Origin of the sequence: Fibrisoma montanum (genome assembly GCF_003583365.1) — a bacterium.
Taxonomy (GTDB): domain Bacteria; phylum Bacteroidota; class Bacteroidia; order Cytophagales; family Spirosomataceae; genus Fibrisoma; species Fibrisoma montanum.
Genome location: NZ_QXED01000005.1, coordinates 169,380 through 191,549, shown reverse-complemented (window position 1 = coordinate 191,549; position 22,170 = coordinate 169,380). Strand labels below are relative to the sequence as shown.

Here is a 22,170-nt window from a genome sequence, read left to right as displayed (position 1 = left end):
AGTAAAAAATTACATCAACTCAACCACAATTTTAAAAAATTTACATTTGCCTCAGTCTCACCTACCTATTATACCAATAACTACCAATTGTCTCAATAGACTTTGTTTTGTGACATTGATTCTGTAGTTTTGACTATAGTCCCTCCGACACCTATGCATACGGTTTATATCATTTACAGCCCCTCAACCGATCAGTATTTCATCGGTCAGACCAAAGACCTCAAAATCAGCTTGTGGCAGCATAACGCCAAAACGGTAGCGGCTACGGCCGAGGGCAAACCCTGGGAACTGAAGTTTACCCGGCAGTTTGCCACCCGCAACGAGGCCCTGAGTCTGGAAATGAAACTGAAGCGGAGAGACCGGGCTGCCTGGGAAGAACTGATCAGCGAAGCCGCCCAGACTGTTTAATTACTGTGCCGGAAAGCCACCCCATCGGGCGGCTTTTTTGTTGATACCCCATGGCGCAGGAATTAGACCTTGTGGATGAACAGAATCGGCCGCTGGGTCGCCGGAAACGCAAACGAGACATCGAACGCGACGGCGACTGGCACCGTACGGCCCAGATTTTTGTCCTGAACCCCCGGCAGGAACTGCTGCTGACCCTCCGCCACCCCGACAAGGAGATTCTGCCCAACTACTGGGACATCTGCATTGGCGGCCACATCGAACCCGGCGAAACTTACGACGATGGGGCCCTGCGCGAAACCGAAGAAGAAATTGGTGTTCGTCCGCGGCCCGGCGAGCTGCGGCCCCTGGGTATCGTATCGGTCGAGATGATCGACGAACGCATCCCCCTCCACGACTGCGAACATGCGCAGGTGTACGTCTGGCAGACGCCCTTCGAACTTACCGACTTTACGCCCCAGCCCGATGAAGTGGCCGATATGCGGTTTGTGCCGCTCGACTACGTGCGGCAGGATTTGCTGGCGGATACCTCGTCGTTTCGCTACACCCCTCCCCGACCAACGTACCTGCAGATGCTGGAGCTGCTGACCAACACGCTGAAAACGGTCAGCTGATATTCCGACAGCTATCGGTTCCGATGCGTTAGAACGGCCGCAGCGCCTTCACAAACCGGCCTTTGAAGTAGTTGGAATACAGATTATCCTCCCGCACCCCGCGCGACGACGATGCGTGAATAAACCGGATGTTTTCGGGGCCGTTCACCTCCGTAACAATGCCCGTATGCGATACGTACCCTGCCTTGCCGCTGTCGGGCACGAAGAAGATCAGATCCCCCGGCTGAATCTGTTTTACATCCACTTCGTAACCCACCTCCGACTGCTGCCACGAGATGCGGGGCATCCGCAGACCTACCGTGTTGAATACGGCGTACACCAGCCCCGAGCAGTCGATGCCGGACGTGGTGTTGCCACCGGACCGGTAGGGCGTACCGGTATAGGTGCGGGCGATTTTGACCACTTCGGGCACGTAGCGGTTTTCGTAGGTACGCGAATCGACCACCTTACCGGTTGGTTTGGCCGGTACGGCAGGCGCCCGCTTCACCGACGAACGGGTAGCCACGGAGCGGCCGGCGGTAGAACTACGGCTAACGGAATGTGAAGGGCCGGAGGAGCGGAAAACTTCGCAGGAAGTAAGCGAGATGAAGAGCAACGAACTGGTCAACAGGGGCCGCCAGGCAGCCCGCAGGGTCGTTGTAATGGGCATAGAATAGTGGCTACGGTTGCGTTTAGGTGATGGAGACACCTTTTGTCTACAAGAAATCGTCTCTACCACCTAAACGCAACCTATTAAATTTTCATTGTTAGCGCAATGCGTTTCCGCACTAAATCGACCTCCAGCACCTTTACTCTTACTTTCTGGTGCAGTTTCACCACCTGATTCGGGTCCGACACGAAGTGATTGGCCAGCTGCGATACGTGTACCAGGCCATCCTGCTTCACCCCAACGTCGACAAAAGCCCCGAAGGCCGTGATGTTCGTCACGACCCCGTTGAGCACCATGCCTTCATGGAGGTCTTCGGGTTTACGCACCCGCTCGTCGTACTCGAACACGGCCAGTTGTTCGCGGGGGTCGCGGCCGGGCTTTTCGAGTTCGGCCAGGATGTCGCGGAGGGTCGGTAGCCCCACCGAGTCGGTTACGTAGCGTTCCGGACGAATCTGTTTCCGTAGTTCCGGCTTCCGGATCAGGTCGGCAACGGTACTGCCGACATCGGCGGCCATGCGCTCCACCAGCGCGTACCGCTCCGGGTGAACGGCGCTGTTGTCGAGCGGATTCCGGCCCCCTTCAATGCGCAGGAAACCGGCCGCCTGTTCGAACGCTTTCGGTCCCAGGCGGGGCACTTTTTTAAGTTGGTCGCGGGAGGTAAACGCGCCGTTCTGCGCCCGATACGCGACGATATTGCCGGCCAGTTGCGGGCCCAGACCCGATACGTACCGCAGCAGGTACGCACTGGCCGTGTTGAGCGATACGCCAACCTGGTTCACGCAGCTTTCGACAACGGTATCGAGGCTGTTTTTCAGTTCGGTCTGATCGACGTCGTGCTGATACTGCCCTACGCCAATGGATTTCGGGTCAATCTTGACCAGTTCGGCCAGTGGGTCCATCAACCGTCGACCGATGCTCACCGCCCCACGTACCGTTACGTCTTTATCCGGAAACTCATCGCGGGCCACTTCCGACGCGGAGTAGATGGATGCGCCCTGCTCACTCACCATAAAAAGCGCCTTACCCAGGCTCAGTTCTCTGACGAACTCCTCGGTTTCGCGACCGGCCGTACCGTTACCAATGGCAATGGCGTCGATTTTGTATTGCTCTACCAACCGCCGGACCGTCTGGGCGGCCTGTTGCTTCTGAGCCTCGGACTGAGCCAGGTAAATGACCGTATCGGCCAGCAGATTGCCCTGGGCATCCAGACAGACGACTTTGCAGCCGGTCCGGTAGCCAGGGTCAATTGCCAACACCCGTTGCTGGCCCAACGGTGGGCTGAGCAGCAACTGCCGCAGGTTGTCGGCAAAAATCCGGATTGCCTCCTGGTCGGCCTTGTCTTTCGACAGTTTGTCGAATTCGGTCTCAAGCGAGGGTTTTAGCAGGCGTTTGTACCCATCGCGAATGGCCAGGGCTACCTGCTCTTTGCTTCCAGGGAGGCCACGGAGAAACTGCCGTTCCAGCCGCTCAACAGCCGCGTCCTCGTCGGGCGAGATGGAAACGGCGAGAATGCCCTCCGCTTCGCCCCGCCGGATGGCCAGCAGCCGGTGCGACGGTACGCGACGGAGTGGTTCGGCAAAGTCGAAATAATCGCGGTACTTGGCCCCCTCCGCGTCCTTCCCCTTCCTGACTTTCGACGAAATGATCGCTTCGCGCTCGAACAGGTTCCGGATGCGCTGCCGGGCGTCGGCGTCTTCGCTGATGCGTTCGGCCATGATGTCGCGGGCTCCCTGCAGGGCATCCGCTACGGTCGGCACCTGCTCATTGACGTACCGTTTGGCGATCCGCTCGACATCGTTTTCGCGCTGGCTAAAAATCAGGTCGGCGAGGGGTTCCAGCCCCCGTTCGATCGCGACCGTTGCACGGGTTTTGCGTTTGGGTTTATACGGTAGGTACAGGTCTTCCAGTTCCGTCAGCGAATCGACGGATTCCAGTTTTCGCCGGAGTTCGGGCGTCAGCTTTCCCTGCTCATCGATGGACTTCAGGATCGCGTCCCGGCGCTTATCCAGGTCCAGCAGTTTCTGATACGTATCCCTGATCTGCTGGATCTGGATTTCGTCGAGCTGGTTCGTGGCTTCTTTCCGGTAGCGGGCAATGAACGGGACGGTGGCCCCGCCGTTGAGCAGGTCGATGGTATTGGCAACGGATCGGGCGTTAAGATTCAACTGGGCCGCGACCCGTTGTTCGGGAGTTTGACTCATGTAGCTGGAAATGCGTTCTGCGTGCAAAAAAAGGCCATACGGGTCAGTTACCCATACAAATCGGCAAAAAAGTGTCCGGGCAACGTACTGACCTATCACTCCATAAAATACGTATAACTACTCGGTTTATCACGTTCAATCCCGCTAGAAATTTTTCTCCACACCCTCTACCTTTGATTCTGTCCATGAGCGCCTTAGGGCCGTTCATCGGCAGTCTATTCCTCTTCTAAACCCTTATTGTATGGCAATCACACAGGCAATGTGGACCCACGGGCATGCGATGCAGGTGGAGTTTCCGGATCGAATCCGGAGTGTGTGGCGAGCCGGTTTCTTCATTCGGGTGGTGGGGCAACCCAACTCGACAAACTGGTTTCATTTTGGCATTCCAACGACCGTCATTGTCAATGACAAACGACAGATGGTCGATTCGGTGATGCTTCGGTTCCGGGCCGGGTCTCCGCAGGCCGCCGTAACCAACGTGCACGTTTACGACGGCGAAGGGCGCATTGCTACGCACGACGGCCTGAACCTCTCGCCCACCGCCTTTGGGCTGGAGCGCTTTCAGGTTACGGGCAAGCCCGATGCGCTTTGGGGGATCGGCATTTCGGTGGGTGTGCGCTTCTCGGGCACAACCGACGCCCAGAACACGCTCGAATTCAGTGCGGCCGGCTGCGACTTCAACCTGTTCGAAACGGTTCGTCTGCACACGAAGGTGCTCACCGCCCCGACCGTATCGATGGACACGATGATCAGTTCGATGCGGCAGGTCTACGAACCCGCCGGAATCCGGGTAGTACACATGAGCAACGAAACGCTGAACCTGCCCGATCTGAACGTAGTGGATGTTGGCGGTTGTACGCGCGGAGAAACGACGGCCGAACAAAATCAGTTGTTCACCAACCGCAACAATGTCGGCCGCAACGATGTGGTGGTGTATTTCGTCCAGGCAACCAATCCGCCCTACAACGGCTGTGCGGCCCATCCCAGCGGTCGGCCCGGTGCGGTGGTGGCCAGTGGCGCTACACGGTGGACGCTGGGCCATGAGATCGGCCACGTACTGGGCCTGTCGCACGTGAACGACAACAACCGGCTGATGACCGGCAACGGTACGTCGAACATCACGAACCCGCCCCCTGATCTGGTCAATTCAGAAATCAGCACCATGAAGTCGAACGCGCTAACCGTAAACGCTTAATCGCATGGCACTTTCCCCAACCGAACTCCGGCTGCGACTGAGCAGCGATGAACCTGACTACGCGCAACTGGCTCAACTCATCGATGAATCGGACGTACCGGTTCTGATGCAGCTGGCCAACGACCCCGACCCCATGCTCGCGTCGAAGGCCGTTTACCTGGCCAGTCTGCTGCCTAATCCGCAGGCGCATCAGATTGTAGCAACGGCCTCGACCAGCCCCCGGGCCCTGGTGCGGATTGCCTCGGCCTCGGCGCTGGTCAACCTGCCCGACGAGGTCCGGTATCCCATCGCCGACCGCCTGATTGATGCCGACGACGTAAGCGTCAAGAAGCTGGCCATTAAGGCCGTAGACCAGGCCGCACCGGCAGCGTTGAAGCAAAAGCTGGATCGCATGAGCCGGGAAAATCCGTCGGAGATGATCCGGAATCTATCCAGAACGACCTTACAGAAAATCAACTAAATCCCTTATCCAAATGGCATTAGCACAAGCAATGTGGGCGCACGGTCACACCATGCAGATTGAAGTGCCCGGGAACATACAGACGCAATGGCGGGCGGGCTTTTTCATCCGCGTTGTTGGCCGCCCCAACACAACCAACTGGTTTCATTTCGCCATCCCGACGCCGGTGATCGTCAACGACAACCGTCTGGCCATCGATTCGGCGTTGATCCGATTCCGGAGTAATTCGCCCCGTGCCAAAATCACCAACGTTCACGTGTTCGACGGGGAGCGCCGGATTGCCGCCCACGACGGGCTGAACCTCGCCCCGTCGCCCTGGGGGATGCACCGGTTTGCCGTGCCGGGTCGGCCGGAAGTGCTGTGGGGACTCGGCGTAACGCTGGGCGTATCGTTTACGGGCACGACTGAAGCGGAGAATACGCTGGAAATCAGTGCGGCCGGCTGCGATCTGATGCCCTGAGTGCTGGTACATCCACCAAAACCAGAAAAGCCCCGGACCGGGGCTTCTCTGGTTTGTAATAACAATTGGTTTGGCTTAGTCCGCTCGACTTAGTCCATCTCCACCAGATACGGCAGATACGGCTCCAGTCGGTCGGTATCGCGGAATGCGTCGAGGTGCTGTAGTTTGCTCTTGTAAGCGTCGTAGCGGAGTTCAACGTAGAAATCGTCGAGACTATACAGCAGATACACGTGTTCGTCTTCGTAGCGGTTAGCCAGTATGTCACCCTTGAAATATAAAATGTCCAACTGTTCGTCGGCGGGAAGTGTAGTAAAATAGATGGGTGTCATAGTACGGCAGCGTTTCAGTAGCCAAAGTAAGCAAAAACGCGGCCCGGCCGCAAGGCTCCCGTAGCACACAAGACGCACAACGTATGTGTGGGTTGTAGGATACCCCGCGTAAGGTATTTACCACCAACGTAGTACGTCCACCCAGGGTCTGACGGTACGTCTGACCCTGAGTAGCTGCTGGCGGGTCTGTACATAAGCCGGTCAGACGTACCGTCAGACCTTGGGGTAGCCCCGCTCTGGTCTGACGGCACGTCTGACCTTTTTATCAGACTTTAAATGCGTCAGGCGATTTTCACCCGCTGGCCGTTCTTGGCGGCTTTGTAGATGGCTTCTACGATGACGATGTCGCGGAGACCCTCCTCGCCCGGAACCAGCATGGGTTTGCCAGCCATGATCGATGCGGCATCGTCGTCCATTTGCCGGGCCTGCTGGAACGGCACCTGATACGGATGCTGGATTTTACCACCGGGGTACTCACCGGTCTGGCCGTTGTAGGCCGAATACGGCTCCATCTTCAGCATACCCTTGTCGCCGGTCACGTAGAGGTAGTTCATGTTCATGCCGAAGCTGGTTTGCACGGCCGCCCGCGCCCCACTCGGAAACTCCAGCTGGGCCATGGTCGTCTCGTCGAGGCCATTTTTGTAGATCTCCGGCCGACTCGTAAACTGCTGGGCCGTTACGGCAATCGGCTCCTCACCCGTAGCCAGCCGGGCCCCCTGCAATACGTATACGCCCATGTCGTACATGACGCCCCCACCCAGCTCCTTCGTCTGTTTCCAGTGGTTGGTACGGTTGTCCCGGTAACCAGCCGAACAGCTTACCATCTGAATCTTACCGATTTTCCCATCGCGCAGCAGCTTCACGTATTCCTGCGTGTTTGGCTCGTGATGCAGCCGGTAGCCGATCGCCAGCGACACCTTGTTTTTCTTGCAGGTGTCGATCATGTTCTGGCATTCTCTGGCCGTTATGGCCATCGGTTTTTCGCACCAGACGTGCTTACCCGCCTTGGCCGCCCGTACCACGTATTCCTCGTGCATCGACGGCGGCAACACTACGTACACCACGTCGATATCTGGATTGTTGGCGATCTGGTCGAAGGTCTGGTAGCTGTAGATGTTCTTGTCCGGAATGTTGTATTTCTTCTTCCAGGTTTCGGCTTTGGCGGGAGTACCCGTCACGATACCGGCCAGGTAACAGTTTTTGGTTTGCTGCAGCGCCGGGGCCAGCAGATCGGTGCTGTAGTAGCCCAGGCCGACAAGGGCCACCCCGAGCCGGTCTTTTTTGGGACGGGTAGCGCCCAGGAGGACGTTCGGCGAGAAGAGAGCCGTGGCGCCACCGAGCGCGGCCGTTTGCAGGAAGGTTCTGCGCGTAGTCATAACGAATCTGGGTTTTCTCAAATAGTGTCGAAAATATAGTCAGAAAAGCTACGTGGTGCTTACCAGACCCGGTCTTTTATCGGATAACTTCCCGCAAAAGCCGAAAAACGGTTACTTTGCAGGCTGACTGCTCTGTCTTCCCCGATACAGAGATATACCTACCGTACCATGATAACCATTCACCTTGACGAGCGCGATCCCGCGCTGCTGACGGTCTCGTTCCCAGCAGACCCTATCGGCAACGACCGCGACGGCGGCCCGGCTGATCCGGCAAATTGCGGGCCGACGCTGGAGTTACAGCCGACGATGCTGGGTCGTGCCCAACACCCGCGATAGCGTTGTCAAAACCGGGCAACTATTCGGCAAAGAGTATTGCCGCTTCGATGAAGCTGTGGGCGGCTGTACAAACCTACCGCTACGGTAGCCGAGATCGAGCAGGCGACCAATACACCCTGGCCACCCTTGAATAAACGTACAGTAAACAGTAACCACCGTCTGCCGTTCCGGTATGCTCCGCCCATACCGAACGCGGCCCGTCACGAGTACGACCGGCACCCGGTTATTGTGGCACTTACTGAAGCCTTGAAGGTAGGCAATTACAGCTTCAAGACATTCAAAAACTACAAACAGGCTCTGATTACGCTAATTCGCTACGTCGGTAATAAGCCACTTGACGAAGTGACTAAACAACAGTACCAAAAGTACCTGCTGTTTCTGATCGAGAAGAAACGTCTGCAAGCTGCTACCATCAACGTCCATATCAACCGCAACGGCGGACCGGCTTGGAAATTTTACCAAGAGAAGGTACTTTTACGAAATAGGGAAATATACGACGTTCCGTATCCGAGGCAACCTCAGAATCTGCCAACCGTATACAGCGTAGACGAAGTGAAGGCGATTTTCAAGGCAACAACGAGCCTGAAATACCGTACACTGTTCCGGATGGTTTACGCTACGGGTATGCGCTTAAGCGAAGTGGCCCATCTGCGCCGGACTGACATTGACCAGGCCCGTCGGCTTATTATCATCAAAGCCGGAAAGGGCAAAAAAGACCGCGTGGTTATGCTCTCTGCAAAGCTACTGAACGAGTTAAACGAGTACCTCCTTCGCTACAAGCCTGGTGCGTTCCTGTTTGAAGACATCACTTCCGGCGAACCACTTGCCGTTCGTACTATTCAGCGCGTGTACAGCGAAGCAACCCGTTTTGGGAGTATTTAGAAGCGGGGTGGCATTCATTCGCTTCGGCATAGCTTTGCTACGCATTTGTTAGAAAGCGGTCTGGATATCCGGTATATTCATCGGACCGCCGACGCGGCAACTGCTCGGTCACGAAAGCATTCTGACGACTATGCGTTACACGCATGTAACAGCCGACAAGATCAGCACACTCAAAAGCCTGCTGGATGATCTGTAGCACCGTGCCGCCGGAGCATATACCGAAGCTGGGCTAGGCTATAGAACCGGCTTTTGAGGGTATATCCCTGCGTATATCGCTTTACAGTTCGCCGGAGCGGTTTCACCTCTCCTCTCGCCGTAAGGCGGTAGAGCTTGCCCTTTTCGTCAAAGAAGTAGTTCGGATATCCCTCAATATCCCAAACGCGCTGTACGACTACCTGCACCTGAAAATACATATACCGCTTAGTAAATGGAAATTGACAAAAATTTGCAAGTAGCGTAATCGAATACGTTCTTTAGTAGCATAATGCAACATGATAGGATTTCATCGCTTGCGAAGGCGTAAATATAGCTGAAATTCAGCTTATTGTAGTTCCGCAGTTTGGCGTACATATACTTGTTGGGTGTAGTCTAAAAAGTTGCTTCCATTTCCAGCTTTCGGGCGACAGAGGAAACGCCCCACGTGGGCAACGTAAGTGAGTCAGGTAAGTTTCGGCTGACAAGACAAACAGGTGCGCCGGAGCGACCCCGACAGGTTAAGTTTTGGTTTGTAGGGCAGCGTATTGGCGACAGGGCAAACGTCTTAACTGGGTAAGATTATGCTTACATAGGATAAGTAGCTGGCCTGATTTTTGTACTTTTGACGACAAATGTTAGCCTAGATTCGTTAACCCTGTATGTCCGAGCAAGATAAAGAAACCATTAATTTACAGGTAAGCGGAGAGGTTGGCAAATACAACTCTCTTCCGGTTGACTATTTAGTTGAAATAGCTAAAAATCTTCAAACGCTACTCCAGACGCTTGCTAAAGTTAATGTTTCAGAAGGTTCTACAATAGATTTAAATAATTTTAAAATAGAACTTACTGGCTTTAAGGCTGGTAGTGCAGTTCCGCAATTTTCATTCACCCCGCGTCGTCAATTAACACTTAACGGAGACGTTGATAATCAACGGGAATTAGTTCGTCAAAAATTTGATGAACTGGTTGAAGCGTCAGGAAAAGGCAATTTCTCAAAAGTAAAAGAATTATATCCAGATGCTTACCGGCGTAATGAGGTAGTTGATGGTTTATACAATTTCGTTAACAGCTTTGGTGGCTCACCTGTTAGTGTGGTCAATTTTAAGCAAAAGGAAGGTAAAGACAATATTGTCCCGCTTTACACAATTCGGCCATTCGCTAAAGAAGTTCGTGACCGATTAGTAACACCTCTGATTGAGAATAAGGAGTTAGAAACTATTCAGGAGGTTAGTTTCAAAAAGGTAGTTACCACTTATCGGGGTGATAAAAAGGTCAATTCAAAAACTATTGAGGAGTACTCTGATAAACAGGCATCGTTATCACTTGCACCAGATATAATTGTATCGAGTACGCACACATTTACGCTTTTTAGCCCGCTTCGGTGTCTACTCGAAAAAGAGGACGATTATTATGTTATGACTTGTGAGATACTCGACTTGGTTGGAACCGGCCTAACGATAGAAGAAGCAGAGCAAAGCTTTGCTGAGGAGTTCGAGTATATTTACAATCGTTATAATTCTTTGTCAAATGCCGAACTGACGAAACGACTTCAATCTGTAAAAGCAATCCTAAACGCCTTAGTCAAACAAGTTGATAACCATGCCCACGCTTGACGCAAAACAGACGTACAAAAATCTTAAAAAGAAAGGCTTTGAGGATTCTGCAAATCGAAGCGACGACCATAAATATCTTGAATTTCGTTATAACGGAAAGGTAGTATTGTACACAAAAATTAGTCACGGAGAGAAGGAATTGGGTGATTCGTTGATTGGACAAATGAAGCGGCAGTGTAAGTTGGAAAAATCTGACTTCATGGATTTGGCGAATTGTCCGTTATCACTGGAGGATTACACAGCCAAATTGAGAGAGCAAGGGCTGCTTGACTCAAACGAATAAGTAAGTCTACCTTTTCGGCGACAGGCAACAGGCCGCAAAGTCAGACTGTCAGCCCAACCGTCCGTGTGTGTAAATGTCTCGCTTCGCTCGTCATCAACACACGGTGACGTTGGGTGCTTGCCCAAGCTGGGTGGATTCGGCGGCTCCGGTTGACAAGCTGAACTTGGTTGATAGGCACGCTTTTACGTTCGCAGTTCGGGCGTCAGTCGTCAAACTGAACTTACATGGCGTGACAGTATGACAGACAGGACGACTTGGGGTTGACAAGCTGAACTGCTCAACAAGTTAACTGATTAATTTTGTTGTACGAGTAGGATTCTTTCTACGGCCTTCTTTGTACTTTACAGTCCGCCCGTTATCATGAACAAAGATTGGTTTATACTTTCGGTAGAGAAAATATCAAGCTTAATAAACTATTATATATTCCTGTTTTTTGTTGGTTTAGTTTTGAGTTTAACAGCTTTACTTTACGAAAGCTACTTTCATTGTTTCCGAGTAACCATATCGCTAGCATCTATTGTAGGAGGTTTCGGTACTGCATTGGTTGGAAGCTCTATTTTTTATCTAAGAAAAATATACAAAGCCAGTATAAATAAAGAAATGCGACAACCAAGCAATGAAGATGAAAAGATTAGAGAATTAGGCATGTATACTTACTTTTACGCAAGACCAATGTTTGCGATAGGATTTTCTCTTCTCATTCATATTTCCTTAAAGTCAGGAGTTAATATAGTTACTGTTAAAGAAACTCAACTTGAAATAGGGTTTATATATTTATCAATGTTTCTTTCTTTTTTTGCTGGTTTTGCATCAGGAGATATACTGACGTATATCGAAACAAAAAGCAGTGAATGGGCAACCAAAACTTTTAAAAACAGTTGATCATGGAAAAGCTTGACAAAAAGAGAACTATAAAAGATCTTGAAATATTGGCTTCGGAAGTGTTAAAACTTAAACAAGAAAGAGCAAAACGTAGGCCATTACTAATTGAATTTTGTGGTAGTCCAAAGTCAGGCAAGTCGACTACAATAAATTCACTAAATATTTTTCTTAAAAGAAATGGTTTTAATACAGTAGTTTTGGTAGAAAGAGCAAGTGTTTGTCCGATTGAAAACAAAAGACATCCATTTTTTAACATATGGACTTTAACTTCCGCAATATCTGAAATTGTTAAGTATTTAGAGCGGGAAAAAGATAGAGTTGATATTATTATATCTGATAGAGGAATATTCGACGCCTTATGTTGGTTCGAGTGGCTAAATAAAAATCCCAACTCTAAATCACCACATCTTGATGATGACTCTCATAAACAAATAGAAAATTTCATTTTAATGGATATGTGGTGCAATTATTTAGATTTAATTTATGTACTGCAAGTCAACCCGGCAACTTCAATTAAACGTGAATATGCAAATTTATTAACAGAAAAAAGAGGGTCTATAATGACAGAAAAAGTTTTGAAAGGATTTAATCTTGCAACTGAGTCGGTGATTGAACGGCACAGCGCAAAGTTTAGAAATATTCAAAAAATCGTAACAGATACTAGTGAAACAGATAATGATCCAAATACCGTAAGCTACACTGTAACATTAGAAATATTAAAAAGTCTAAGAGATCTACTTATAGAAAAGGTTGGATTTGTAGATAATAGTTTTAAAAAGAAACTTTCTCACGGTATTAACAATATTCATTTACTCGATAATGAAAGATTGGATTTTGAAAACAGAGACATCGTAGAAACAAGGGATGTTCTCCAGCCTATAGCAATCGCAGTCATAACAAATCCCCAAAGAAATAACGTCCTAGTTGTTAAAAAAAGTGGTAAACGTATATCAAAACAATCTCCCGAAAAAGAGAAATTATTGTTATATATTGGAGGCCATGTAAGACTTGAGGATAATAAATCAGGTATTCTTAAAACAATTGAGCAGACATTACATAGGGAAATTGAAGAAGAAATAGGCGAGTCTCTTTCTATACAGAAAGAAGTCCTAGAATCTGTATCGTTACAAAATAACGTTGTAGATTCTGTTTCGATAAAGAATACAGAATCATTCATTATATATACACCAAACCTACCTGTTAGTAGAAAACATTTTGCTGTCTGTTACGTAATAGAAATGGATTTAGATGACAAGAAATTCAAGTTAGTCTCTGACGAGTTTACAATGAAAACGGGGACGTCAAGGAGTGGCCATATACTTCAAGTTAACGAAATTATTTCGGGAAAGCATAAATTAGAATCTTGGAGTAGACTAATATTAGAAGAAGTCTTCAAAAGAAGAATTCCTGACACAATTGAAATATTTGATGAGCAGTTAAGTTAGGATACGGTAACTGATGTACTTGGTTTGGCTTCACGCTCGGTCTTATCAGATTTGTACGTCGTCTCCGCTCCGCGTGGGCGGCTTGTCGGGCGACAGGTTGCTTGCCCCCGAAGTCAGGCGTTTAGCCCAACGGACAGGGGGTGTAAAGGTTCAGGTACATCAGTTCAATCAAATAGCTTACGCACCATCAACCCCCTGGGTCGTTGGGTGCAGAGCGGCAACGCAATACCTTAAGCCTTAAACATTCCTTCTCAACCAGCAATTTCCCCGAACCCGCGTGGTAAGAGTTTTGTTTTCTTAACCGTCGATTGCGGCTAAAGAAACTACTTTTGTGTCGCCGACGCCCTCTATTAATTAAACCACGTCTAATTTTCAACGCCTGGACCCGCTTGTCCCGGCCACGCTAATGACAAAGAACGTTAACATTGGTTTGGTGCAGATGGCCTGCACAGACGACGTAGAGGCCAATTTGCAAAAGGCCATTGATGGCATCCGCGAAGCCGCCCAGAAAGGCGCTCAGATCGTTTGTTTGCAGGAACTGTTCCGGTCGCTGTACTTCTGCGACGTCGAGGATCACCATAATTTCAGTCTGGCGGAGCCGATCCCCGGCCCCACCACCGACCGCCTGAGCGACGTAGCGCGTGAGCTGGGTGTGGTCATCATTGCGTCGCTGTTCGAGAAGCGGGCGCAGGGGCTCTACCACAACACAACGGCCGTGCTGGATGCCGACGGTACGTACCTGGGTAAGTACCGCAAGATGCACATCCCCGACGACCCCGGCTACTACGAGAAGTTTTACTTCACTCCCGGCGATACGGGCTACCGGGTGTTTGATACCAAGTTTGCCCGCATTGGCGTTCTGATCTGCTGGGACCAGTGGTATCCGGAAGCGGCCCGCATTACGGCCCTGATGGGTGCCGAAATCCTGTTCTACCCTACCGCTATCGGCTGGGACACGCAGGAACCTGATCCGAAGCAGAACGAGGAACAATACAACGCCTGGCAGACCATCCAGCGCAGCCACGCTATTGCCAACGGTGTCCACGTCGTGGCCGTCAACCGCGTGGGGCAGGAAGCCGAGCAGCAGTTCTGGGGTGGGTCGTTTGTGTCAAACCCATTTGGATCACTGCTGTACCTGGCCCCGCACGATCAGGAGGTCGTTCACGTGCAGGCAGTCGACCTGGCGCTGTCGGACAAATACCGCACCACCTGGCCGTACTTCCGCGACCGGCGCATTGATTCGTACCAGCCCATTACAAAGCGATATATCGACGAATAGTCTTCCGGAAACCCCACAGCTTTTACCTGCTGTGGGGTTTCTGTTTCAGGCATCGGCGGTACGTTTGCCGGCTGTCACGTATTGACGAGTTGACTAAATCCGGGGCCACCGTCGACTACAACGAATCCACTTTTCGTTCTATTGGGGAATGACAACCCAACATTCTGGTTCCATGCTTAAATTCATTACGCTGAGTAGCCTGCTGCTGGCTGGTTCGGGCATTTACTGGTGGTCAACCCGGCCACCGGAGCCTGTCGCCGTACGGCTGGAAGGTACGCTCCCCCAGCCGACCGCGCTCACCCCTACCCCACGCGCCCGCTTTACGCCCACGCCCGCCAACCGCAAAGGGTACTACAACATCGACGTAGTCAGCGATTTTACGCTGCCCGCCACCAAAACCATTACGTTCTGCGGAGCCGGCCGGAACCTGCACGTTCAGCAGGACCGCGACAAGCTGTTTCGCCGGGGTTTCTCGGCTGTGGAGCAGACCCGTATGGTCCCGGGCGTCGAAATCTGGACCGATGGTTTCCCGGCCGCCGGCTGGAGAAGTCAGTTGAAACCAAGCCAGCGTTCGCTTATTCTGTACCAGGATTACTTTGCGAACCCGCCGTTCGAGCTGGGCTGGGCCCGCAACAGCGAACAGGCCAGTGCCGTGACCTACCGCCCCCCGGCCAATGCCCGTACCATGCGAAATACCCTGTTCAACGCGTCGGCGGAACTGGGTGGCGGCTGTGTGGCTTTTGGTGATTGTCCGCCGGGCAGCCTGAAGAGTACGTTCGGCCATATTTTCCTGGACATCGAGAACGAAGGAACAAGCTACGGCAACCAGCAGGAACAGGCCAATCTGTACACGTTCATGATCAAGACGATTAAAGAGAACGTAAGCCCCCAGACCAAAGTTGGCTCCATTGCTCCCGTCCCGCACAACAGCTTCGGTAACTCCCGCGCCGATCACTATGGGGCCAAACCCGACTGGCTCTGGAACACCCCCGCCAAACACACCGCTACGAGCCGTCGGCGGGGCATGCCTGACGATATCATCGGAAAGTCGTACGCCGATTTCGTCGATTTTCAGATGCCGGGAACGTATTACCTCTACCCTGATTTTGATTATTCCGCCCGCCATACCGGCAACGGTGACCGGCACTGGCTGGCGTCGTTGCTGGCCGAGCAGGAGGTGAACCGGCGGTTGTCGCCTAAACCGCGCATTGCGTGGCACTGGCTGTTCAATACGCAGAACGCCGATTACGCCAACAGCGGCAAAGCCGAACACCCCGCCCCACCGGCCGTAGCGGAGGGCATGGGCATTTTTTACTGGTTCACGGGGGCGTATGGTGTCCTGTTCTGGGACGACCACAAGGACCTGGTTCCCGATCAGCCATCGCCCAATGATCCGGCCTTGAAAGGGCTGGCCAACGACCGGAACTATGCCTGCTACGAGCATTACATTCATGGGCTGTGGCGCGTCTTCAAACACCACGGCGATCTGTTCAATGGCCGCGAAACGTACCTCAACGAGCAGACGGACCTATCCGTTGATGGCGGTCAAACGTGGTATAAATACAACGCCAATCAGCTCAAAACCCGCGATCTGCCCTTCGTCCGGGCCATCGTCAACGGCAACCAGATTCTGGTGGCGGCTACCAAACCCTACGGCCGCCCCAATCAAACGAGCCAGGTGATGCTCCGGTACGTCGAGAACGGGTACAACTTCTACACAACCCTTACGCTGAAAGGCGACGAAATTTTCCTTGGTCGGGCAACGATGTCAAAAGGGGCCGCCCGCCGGTAAGTATTCCTACCGGATCGCTTTATAAGGCAGCAGGCTTTTGTCAGGCCGGAAACGCATAACCCAGTACAATGAATCTTGGCATTGAAATCGGTGGAACCAAACTCCAGCTCGTAACGGGCGGAAACGACGGACGTATCCACCAACGGTACCGCTATGCGGTCGATCCGGCTCAGGGAGCCGAAGGTATTCTGGGTCACATTGAGCAAACCATCCGGCAGCTTCCGGAGCCGCCCCAGGCCATCGGCGTTGGGTTCGGCGGGCCGGTCGACTGGCAAACGGGCCGGATTGCTACCTCCCACCAGATACAGGGCTGGGCCGGATTTGAGCTGAGCAACTGGTTACGCGATCAGACCGGCGTTCACCTGATCCGGGTTGAGAACGATGCCAACGTAGCGGCCCTGGGCGAAGCCCGCCACGGCGTAGCCACCGGTTTTCGGCACGTTTTTTACGTAACCCTGGGCAGTGGTGTCGGCGGGGGGATGGTCGTTGATGGTCAGTTGTACCACGGCGCTACGCCCGGCGAGGCCGAAATCGGGCATCTCTGGCTGGTGCCACCGGATGAGTCAGGGGCCAACGGGCAGACCATTGAACAGACCTGTTCGGGTTGGGCAGTCGACCGGCAGATTCGTCAGTTATTGCCCCAGCTACCCGACGATTCTGTTCTGAAACAACTGGTTACCGACGCCCACGCCAGCGGCATCACCACCGGCGAAGCCAGGTTTCTGCATCCGGCCTATGAGCAGAGCGACCCGGTCGCCCGGATGCTGATCGAACAGATTGGTTCCGTGATCGCGCTTGGCTTATCGCACGTTGTGCACCTGTTTCACCCCGACGCCATTGTACTGGGCGGAGGACTGTCGCTAATCGGCGAACCCCTGCGGGCGGCTGTTCGGCAGGCCTTGACGCGTTTTGTCATGAAAGCGTTTCAGCCCCCCATTGTGCTGCTGGCTGAACTCGGCGAGGATGCCGTGCCCATCGGCGCCCTGGCTTTAGCAACGTAATACAAACGCAGAGGAACAGAGGCTTCGCAGAGTTCGCGGAGAGTACTCTGTGCCCTCTGCGCTAACCTCTTTTTCTCTGCGTTTAATTCCATGAACACCACCTACTTCCAATCCTACCTCGCCCAGCAGCAGGCCGCCTACGCATCCATTCCGCTCGATAAAGTCGAACGCATCACGAACCTGCTGAAACAATGCTGGGAAGACGACCGGCAACTGTTTGTCTTCGGCAACGGCGGCAGCGCGGCCAACGCATCGCATTTTATCACCGACCTCGGCAAAGGGGCTTCCGACAAACTGGTTAGCCAGGGTAAGGGTCGCCGGTTCCGCTGCCTGTCGCTGAACGATAACACCGCCTGGCTGACCGCCCTCGGTAATGATTATGCGTATGAAGACGTATTTGTTGGCCAGCTCCAGAACTACGCCCGCCCCGGCGACCTCGTGCTGACGATGAGCGTGAGCGGCAACTCCCCCAATCTGGTAAAAGCGGTGCAGTGGGCTAACGAACACGGCCTGACGACGATTGGTCTGGTTGGTGCCAAACGCGGTCGGCTAGCTGATCTGGCGCAGGAGGTCATTGTCATCGACTCCGAGCACTACGGCCGCGTCGAAGATGCCCACATGACCATCTGCCACATGCTATGTTATAGTTTTATGGAGCAATAGACGCGCCGTCTGACGGCGCGTCAGACCCACGGCTTCTTCAGAAGGAACAGCGATCAGACTCGGTCTGACGGCACGTCTGACCGTTTGTTTTATCAGCTGCGGGTCAGACGTACCGTCAGACCCACGGCTTCATCAAAAAGAGCAGCGCATCAAACTTGGTCAGACGTACCGTCAGACCGAGTCTTTTCTCTCCCTTTCCTCCTTTTTCAACTATAGCGATCATTGCGCCAGGGGTAGGCGGTGTTGGAGTAGCCGCGCTCTTCCCAGAAACCGAGTTGGTTTTTCGGCAGGAACTCGATACGCTTGATCCATTTTGATCCTTTCCAGGCGTAAAGCTGGGGCGTAATCATCCGGACGGGTCCGCCGTGTTCGCGGGGCAGCGGCTGACCGTCTGCGGTGTGAACCAGCAGCACATCCGGTTTGAGGGCTTCTTCCAGCGATACGTTAGTCGAATAGCCGTCGTAGCCGTAGCACATCACATGCGTAGCCGTTTCTTTTGGGTCCACCAGGGCCGCCAGATCCATAAACCGCACCCCCACCCAGGGAATATTCAGCCGCGACCAGGTTGTGACGCAGTGAAAATCGCTCGTGTCTTCCACCTGGGGTAAATCCATGAAATCCTGCCACTTCAGGCGGATGGGATTGTTCACCTCACCGTCGATGTTAAGCTGCCATTTGTCGAGGGGAATGCTGGGCTGATAGCCAAGATCCAGCACGGGCCACTTTGTCGTGATGGTCTGCCCAACGGGAACCGTCGGCATGCCGTGGCGATTCTGGGGACCAGACCCACGCGGTTTCAATTGACCATCACTACCGTCGGCCAGGGAGGGCGTCTGGGCCATTTTTTCCTCAAACCGACGTTTGAGCTTCATGCGGGCCTCGACAATCTTATCAAATTTTTCGTTGGTTTCCATAGCAGGAGCTGGTTTATCCGAACCACAGACGACACAGCCGTACAAGGTTGAATTTACGAACGTAACTTCGCCCGTATTGCCTTTCTGCTGGATAAACTGTAAATTGAAATATCTAGTTTTGCGCAATCAAAAAATGGGCGTTATGGTAGCCGAGAAAATACAAATCACACCGGACGTCTATCTGCGTCTTGAACGGGAAGCTACCGTTAAGAGCGAATACGTTGCAGGCGAAATCATCCCAAAGGCAGGCGCATCTACTAACCACAACCGCATCAAAGACAATCTTGTAGGTGAGCTCTACATTCATCTACGTGGCAAAGGTTGCCGCAGTTTTTCCAGTGACCAGCGGGTCAACGTACCAACTGACTCGCTCTACGCCTACCCCGATATTGTGGTCGTTTGTGGTCCTAATCAATACCACGACGAGCTGCACGATACGCTCACGAACCCGATGCTGATTGTCGAGGTGCTGTCGCCGGGAACGGCCGGTTACGATCGGGGTGACAAGTTTGCGCTGTATCGCCACTCGCCTACCTTCTCGGAATACTTACTGGTGGATTCGGAGAAAATCAGGGTGGAAGTCTTTCGTAAACACGCAGAAGGGTATTGGTTTCTGGCTTCCGAAGCCGATGCGATTGGTCAGACAATCGAATTAGCAACCATCGGCCTGACTATTCCCACGGCAACAATTTACGCCGAAACAGAGGGCATACTGCTCCCTCAACCACCATCCGCCTAGCGACGTTACGCCACCCGCACGTAGCTGCCGACCGATTTCACATCTCCCCGGTAGAGGTTCAGAATATCTTTTAGTGCGGGCTCATCCGCGTGCCCTTCGCATTCGAGCAGAAACCAGTAGCGGAACGTAGCGCCTTCGCGCAGCGGGCGGCTTTCGATCTTGGTCAGGTTGATACGTCGGGCGTTGAACTCCTGCAGAAATTCGGCCAGTACCCCCGGCGACTCCGTATTGGGCAGGCGGGCAATCAGCGTCGTTTTGTCGTTGCCGCTGGGCTGGTTCGTAAACTCTTTGGCCAGAATCAGGAATCGGGTCCGGTTCAGGTCACTGTCTTCGATGTTGTCGAACAGCACCGGTACGTCGAACAGCTTGGCCGCGATATGCGAACAGATAGCCGCCGTATGGGGTTGCTGAGCCGCCAGTTTAGCCGCTTTGGACGTCGATTCGACCGGTACCAGCTCGGCCTGCAGGCCTTCAAACGAATCGTTCAGGAACTTGCTGCACTGCCGGAACGCGATGTCTTTGGAATAGATGTGCGTGATGTCGCGCAGGTTTTCGGTCTGGGTCGCAAACGTAAAGTGCACCGGAATCTGAGCCTCGGCCGCGATCCGCAAATCCTTCTCCAGCAGCAGGTCAATCGTTTCATTCACTACGCCTTCCTGATTATTTTCAATCGGCACTACCCCAAACCTCACCCGACCTGTTTCAACCCCCTCAAACACCGAACGAATCGTCGGCAGGGCCATGTAGGCGCTCATTGCTCCGAAGCGGCTCTCGGCGGCCTGATGCGTAAAGCTTCCCTCCGGCCCCAGAAACGCCACCCGTTCGGGCAATTCAAGATTCCGGGAAACGGCAAAAATTTCCAGGAAAATAGCCTCAATCGCCGACCGGTTCAGCAGGCCATTGTTTTGCCGATGCAGCCGGTCCAGAATCTGCTTTTCGCGCTCGGGCCGGTAGATGATGGCATTACTGGAGCGCTTCAGATCGCCCACCTGCCGCACCAGATCCATCCGTCGGTTCAGGAGCGTCAGCAGTTGGTCGTCAAGGGCATCGATGTCGTTACGGAGCGATTCAAGGGTTATGTTCACGGGGCGTCCGGTGTCGGCGGTTAAATAATTTTTTGTAGTATCCTTTCGAGCGGCAAAAATAACGGTTCTATTCGCCCTACACTGCCAACAGCGTATTTTTTGTAAGGTGGCACCGAGGTTACATCCAGCCGGGCGATTAACCGGCCGGGCAACAAGTCAGTATATATGCCGTTTTACCCTGAAACCAGTTCAGTTGCTCCGTCACGGATGTTTCATCCAGGTAGTGAGTATTCATTTAACCCAACATCAACGTATGAAAAAGACAACAAATCTGAGCGAAACCCTCAAATTGCTGATCGCTCTCTTTCTGTTCTCAGGACTAATCCTGGTCGGCTGTCAGGAAACTACCCCAGATCCTCAGCCCCCGACTACGGGTACAACAAATCCCGGTTCATCAACAACAACGCCCGGCTCGTCGACCACAGCTACAACCCCGGGTTCGTCAACAACGGCTACCACACCGGGCGTCGTTGTGACATCGCTGACCGCAACAGTCAACGGTAATGCAAACCTCACATTTTTAGCAGCCGCGATCAACCGCGCCGGTCTGGGGGCCGACCTCAGCCAGGGCCTGCTTACGGTTTTTGCCCCATCGGATGAGGCATTCCGCGCGGCTGGTTTCGCTAACGTAGCAGCCGTAAACGCAGCCCAGCCGGCCGATCTGAAACGGATTCTGCAATACCACGTGATCGGATCGCGGATCGACAAATCGGCCTTCCCGACGGCGGTCAATACGTCGTATCAGACGCTGTTGCCCAACGCCCGATTGTCTGTATTCAAGACGCAGGCGGGTGTTGTTACCGTCAATAACGCGTTGATTACCCAGGCCGATATCCCGGCTACCAACGCGGCTGTTCACATTATCAACCGCGTTTTGACTCCGCCGACACTGACAGTAGTTGATCTTGCCAAAGGGAATCAGGACCTAACGCTCCTGGTAGCCGCTATCGACCGGGCCGGGGTGCAGAATACCCTCGCGAGCAGTCCGGAGAATGGCTTTACGGTGTTCGCGCCGACCAACGCAGCCTTCCGGGCTGCGGGCTATGCCGACGAAGCGGCTGTTCGGGCGGCCGATCCGAAAGCACTGGCCGATCTGCTAAACTACCACGTACTGACTACCCGGGCCTTCTCGCAGACGCTGCCGAACGGGGCAGAACTTGTGACGGCTCAGGGCGGCAGCATCCGGATCACGAATGCCGACGGTAAGGTAACTATTCTGGGCAAAGGCAATGGTACCAGCGCGGCCAACGTGACCCTGGCCGACCAGGTGACCACCAACGGAGTCGTTCACGTCATCGACCGCGTGCTGTTACCGAAGTAACCGCCGGTTATCCAGATGAGCAACTGAAAACGCCAGGGGCCGACATCACTG

23 protein-coding genes are annotated in these 22,170 nt (G+C 53.1%); 16 read left to right on the top strand and 7 right to left on the bottom strand.

The genetic code is table 11. The features are described from left to right. The first annotated feature begins 153 nt into the window (after positions 1-153). On the top strand, positions 154-408 hold the full coding sequence (locus tag DYU11_RS17785) for a GIY-YIG nuclease family protein (protein ID WP_119669059.1): 255 nt from the start codon (positions 154-156) through the stop codon (positions 406-408). A gap of 50 nt (positions 409-458) precedes the next feature. Beyond that, positions 459-1,019, top strand: a complete 561-nt coding sequence (locus DYU11_RS17780) for an NUDIX hydrolase (protein ID WP_119669058.1) — start codon at positions 459-461, stop codon at positions 1,017-1,019. A gap of 28 nt (positions 1,020-1,047) precedes the next feature. Here the strand turns inward: DYU11_RS17780 and DYU11_RS17775 are convergent, their stop codons facing one another. Next, positions 1,048-1,668: a C40 family peptidase gene (locus tag DYU11_RS17775; RefSeq protein ID WP_229365899.1), complete on the bottom strand. Its 621-nt coding sequence runs from the start codon at positions 1,666-1,668 to the stop codon at positions 1,048-1,050. An 83-nt stretch (positions 1,669-1,751) separates the two neighbouring features. After that, on the bottom strand, positions 1,752-3,869 hold the full coding sequence (locus tag DYU11_RS17770) for a Tex family protein (RefSeq protein WP_119669057.1): 2,118 nt from the start codon (positions 3,867-3,869) through the stop codon (positions 1,752-1,754). Between the two features lie 241 nt (positions 3,870-4,110). Between DYU11_RS17770 and DYU11_RS17765 the strand changes: the two genes are divergently transcribed. Genes DYU11_RS17765 through DYU11_RS17755 form a run of 3 tightly spaced genes read left to right on the top strand, consistent with a single transcriptional unit; the run spans position 4,111 to position 5,984 of the window. Next, positions 4,111-5,064, top strand: a complete 954-nt coding sequence (locus tag DYU11_RS17765; RefSeq protein WP_147367959.1) for a DUF6623 family protein — start codon at positions 4,111-4,113, stop codon at positions 5,062-5,064. A gap of 4 nt (positions 5,065-5,068) precedes the next feature. Continuing rightward, the gene (locus DYU11_RS17760) at positions 5,069-5,524 is read left to right on the top strand and encodes a HEAT repeat domain-containing protein (protein ID WP_119669055.1); all 456 of its coding nucleotides are present in this window, start codon (positions 5,069-5,071) and stop codon (positions 5,522-5,524) included. A 13-nt stretch (positions 5,525-5,537) separates the two neighbouring features. After that, entirely contained in the window at positions 5,538-5,984 is a 447-nt protein-coding gene (locus tag DYU11_RS17755; RefSeq protein WP_147367958.1) for a DUF6623 family protein, read from the top strand. An 89-nt stretch (positions 5,985-6,073) separates the two neighbouring features. Here DYU11_RS17755 and DYU11_RS17750 read toward each other — a convergent pair whose 3' ends face one another. Then, positions 6,074-6,313 (bottom strand): hypothetical protein, encoded by a 240-nt coding sequence (locus DYU11_RS17750; protein ID WP_119669053.1) that lies wholly within the window; start codon positions 6,311-6,313, stop codon positions 6,074-6,076. Positions 6,314-6,594: 281 nt separating this feature from the next. After that, positions 6,595-7,689 (bottom strand): Gfo/Idh/MocA family protein, encoded by a 1,095-nt coding sequence (locus tag DYU11_RS17745; protein ID WP_119669052.1) that lies wholly within the window; start codon positions 7,687-7,689, stop codon positions 6,595-6,597. A gap of 462 nt (positions 7,690-8,151) precedes the next feature. On the opposite strand from DYU11_RS17745, the gene DYU11_RS17740 reads away from it, so the two are divergent. Next, positions 8,152-8,907, top strand: a complete 756-nt coding sequence (locus DYU11_RS17740; RefSeq protein ID WP_229365897.1) for a tyrosine-type recombinase/integrase — start codon at positions 8,152-8,154, stop codon at positions 8,905-8,907. A gap of 170 nt (positions 8,908-9,077) precedes the next feature. Here DYU11_RS17740 and DYU11_RS17735 read toward each other — a convergent pair whose 3' ends face one another. Then, positions 9,078-9,320 carry a hypothetical protein gene (locus DYU11_RS17735; RefSeq protein ID WP_119669051.1) on the bottom strand — a complete coding sequence of 81 codons (243 nt, stop codon included), beginning with the start codon at positions 9,318-9,320 and terminating at the stop codon, positions 9,078-9,080. 441 nt (positions 9,321-9,761) lie between these two features. Here DYU11_RS17735 and DYU11_RS17730 point away from each other — a divergent pair, with 441 nt between their 5' ends. From DYU11_RS17730 to DYU11_RS17695, 8 genes are all read left to right on the top strand, one after another. After that, positions 9,762-10,715, top strand: coding sequence for a hypothetical protein (locus DYU11_RS17730; protein WP_119669050.1), 954 nt, complete (start codon positions 9,762-9,764; stop codon positions 10,713-10,715). Then, positions 10,702-10,998 (top strand): type II toxin-antitoxin system HicA family toxin, encoded by a 297-nt coding sequence (locus DYU11_RS17725; protein ID WP_119669049.1) that lies wholly within the window; start codon positions 10,702-10,704, stop codon positions 10,996-10,998. The genes DYU11_RS17730 and DYU11_RS17725 overlap by 14 nt, the downstream gene beginning before the upstream one ends. Before the next feature lie 360 nt (positions 10,999-11,358). Next, positions 11,359-11,880 carry a hypothetical protein gene (locus tag DYU11_RS17720; RefSeq protein ID WP_119669048.1) on the top strand — a complete coding sequence of 174 codons (522 nt, stop codon included), beginning with the start codon at positions 11,359-11,361 and terminating at the stop codon, positions 11,878-11,880. A gap of 2 nt (positions 11,881-11,882) precedes the next feature. Continuing rightward, positions 11,883-13,325: an NUDIX hydrolase gene (locus DYU11_RS17715; RefSeq protein WP_119669047.1), complete on the top strand. Its 1,443-nt coding sequence runs from the start codon at positions 11,883-11,885 to the stop codon at positions 13,323-13,325. 406 nt (positions 13,326-13,731) lie between these two features. Next, entirely contained in the window at positions 13,732-14,604 is an 873-nt protein-coding gene (locus tag DYU11_RS17710; protein ID WP_119669046.1) for a carbon-nitrogen hydrolase, read from the top strand. A gap of 172 nt (positions 14,605-14,776) precedes the next feature. Continuing rightward, positions 14,777-16,396, top strand: coding sequence for a hypothetical protein (locus DYU11_RS17705; RefSeq protein ID WP_119669045.1), 1,620 nt, complete (start codon positions 14,777-14,779; stop codon positions 16,394-16,396). A 68-nt stretch (positions 16,397-16,464) separates the two neighbouring features. Further along, the gene (locus DYU11_RS17700) at positions 16,465-17,397 is read left to right on the top strand and encodes an ROK family protein (protein ID WP_119669044.1); all 933 of its coding nucleotides are present in this window, start codon (positions 16,465-16,467) and stop codon (positions 17,395-17,397) included. Between the two features lie 90 nt (positions 17,398-17,487). After that, complete coding sequence (locus DYU11_RS17695) at positions 17,488-18,060, top strand: D-sedoheptulose-7-phosphate isomerase (protein WP_119669043.1); 573 nt, start codon at positions 17,488-17,490, stop codon at positions 18,058-18,060. Between the two features lie 206 nt (positions 18,061-18,266). Here DYU11_RS17695 and DYU11_RS17690 read toward each other — a convergent pair whose 3' ends face one another. Continuing rightward, on the bottom strand, positions 18,267-18,974 hold the full coding sequence (locus DYU11_RS17690; RefSeq protein ID WP_119669042.1) for a sulfite oxidase-like oxidoreductase: 708 nt from the start codon (positions 18,972-18,974) through the stop codon (positions 18,267-18,269). Between the two features lie 118 nt (positions 18,975-19,092). Between DYU11_RS17690 and DYU11_RS17685 the strand changes: the two genes are divergently transcribed. Then, on the top strand, positions 19,093-19,713 hold the full coding sequence (locus DYU11_RS17685) for a Uma2 family endonuclease (RefSeq protein WP_229365896.1): 621 nt from the start codon (positions 19,093-19,095) through the stop codon (positions 19,711-19,713). Positions 19,714-19,718: 5 nt separating this feature from the next. On the opposite strand, the gene pheA is transcribed toward DYU11_RS17685, so the two are convergent. Beyond that, positions 19,719-20,792: a prephenate dehydratase gene (gene pheA, locus DYU11_RS17680; RefSeq protein WP_119669442.1), complete on the bottom strand. Its 1,074-nt coding sequence runs from the start codon at positions 20,790-20,792 to the stop codon at positions 19,719-19,721. A 259-nt stretch (positions 20,793-21,051) separates the two neighbouring features. Here pheA and DYU11_RS17675 point away from each other — a divergent pair, with 259 nt between their 5' ends. Beyond that, the gene (locus DYU11_RS17675; RefSeq protein WP_119669041.1) at positions 21,052-22,119 is read left to right on the top strand and encodes a fasciclin domain-containing protein; all 1,068 of its coding nucleotides are present in this window, start codon (positions 21,052-21,054) and stop codon (positions 22,117-22,119) included. Positions 22,120-22,170 lie beyond the last annotated feature (51 nt).

Coding starts and splice junctions, on each gene's coding strand:
- DYU11_RS17675 (WP_119669041.1), top strand. CDS start 21,052: ATGAAAAAGACAACAAATCTGAGCGAAACCCTCAAATTGCTGATCGCT.
- DYU11_RS17700 (WP_119669044.1), top strand. CDS start 16,465: ATGAATCTTGGCATTGAAATCGGTGGAACCAAACTCCAGCTCGTAACG.
- DYU11_RS17765 (WP_147367959.1), top strand. CDS start 4,111: ATGGCAATCACACAGGCAATGTGGACCCACGGGCATGCGATGCAGGTG.
- DYU11_RS17755 (WP_147367958.1), top strand. CDS start 5,538: ATGGCATTAGCACAAGCAATGTGGGCGCACGGTCACACCATGCAGATT.
- DYU11_RS17730 (WP_119669050.1), top strand. CDS start 9,762: ATGTCCGAGCAAGATAAAGAAACCATTAATTTACAGGTAAGCGGAGAG.
- DYU11_RS17720 (WP_119669048.1), top strand. CDS start 11,359: ATGAACAAAGATTGGTTTATACTTTCGGTAGAGAAAATATCAAGCTTA.
- DYU11_RS17770 (WP_119669057.1), bottom strand. CDS start 3,869: ATGAGTCAAACTCCCGAACAACGGGTCGCGGCCCAGTTGAATCTTAAC.
- DYU11_RS17715 (WP_119669047.1), top strand. CDS start 11,883: ATGGAAAAGCTTGACAAAAAGAGAACTATAAAAGATCTTGAAATATTG.
- DYU11_RS17750 (WP_119669053.1), bottom strand. CDS start 6,313: ATGACACCCATCTATTTTACTACACTTCCCGCCGACGAACAGTTGGAC.
- DYU11_RS17745 (WP_119669052.1), bottom strand. CDS start 7,689: ATGACTACGCGCAGAACCTTCCTGCAAACGGCCGCGCTCGGTGGCGCC.
- DYU11_RS17705 (WP_119669045.1), top strand. CDS start 14,777: ATGCTTAAATTCATTACGCTGAGTAGCCTGCTGCTGGCTGGTTCGGGC.
- DYU11_RS17690 (WP_119669042.1), bottom strand. CDS start 18,974: ATGGAAACCAACGAAAAATTTGATAAGATTGTCGAGGCCCGCATGAAG.
- DYU11_RS17775 (WP_229365899.1), bottom strand. CDS start 1,668: ATGCCCATTACAACGACCCTGCGGGCTGCCTGGCGGCCCCTGTTGACC.
- DYU11_RS17760 (WP_119669055.1), top strand. CDS start 5,069: ATGGCACTTTCCCCAACCGAACTCCGGCTGCGACTGAGCAGCGATGAA.
- DYU11_RS17725 (WP_119669049.1), top strand. CDS start 10,702: ATGCCCACGCTTGACGCAAAACAGACGTACAAAAATCTTAAAAAGAAA.
- DYU11_RS17785 (WP_119669059.1), top strand. CDS start 154: ATGCATACGGTTTATATCATTTACAGCCCCTCAACCGATCAGTATTTC.
- DYU11_RS17735 (WP_119669051.1), bottom strand. CDS start 9,320: ATGTATTTTCAGGTGCAGGTAGTCGTACAGCGCGTTTGGGATATTGAG.
- DYU11_RS17780 (WP_119669058.1), top strand. CDS start 459: ATGGCGCAGGAATTAGACCTTGTGGATGAACAGAATCGGCCGCTGGGT.
- DYU11_RS17695 (WP_119669043.1), top strand. CDS start 17,488: ATGAACACCACCTACTTCCAATCCTACCTCGCCCAGCAGCAGGCCGCC.
- DYU11_RS17710 (WP_119669046.1), top strand. CDS start 13,732: ATGACAAAGAACGTTAACATTGGTTTGGTGCAGATGGCCTGCACAGAC.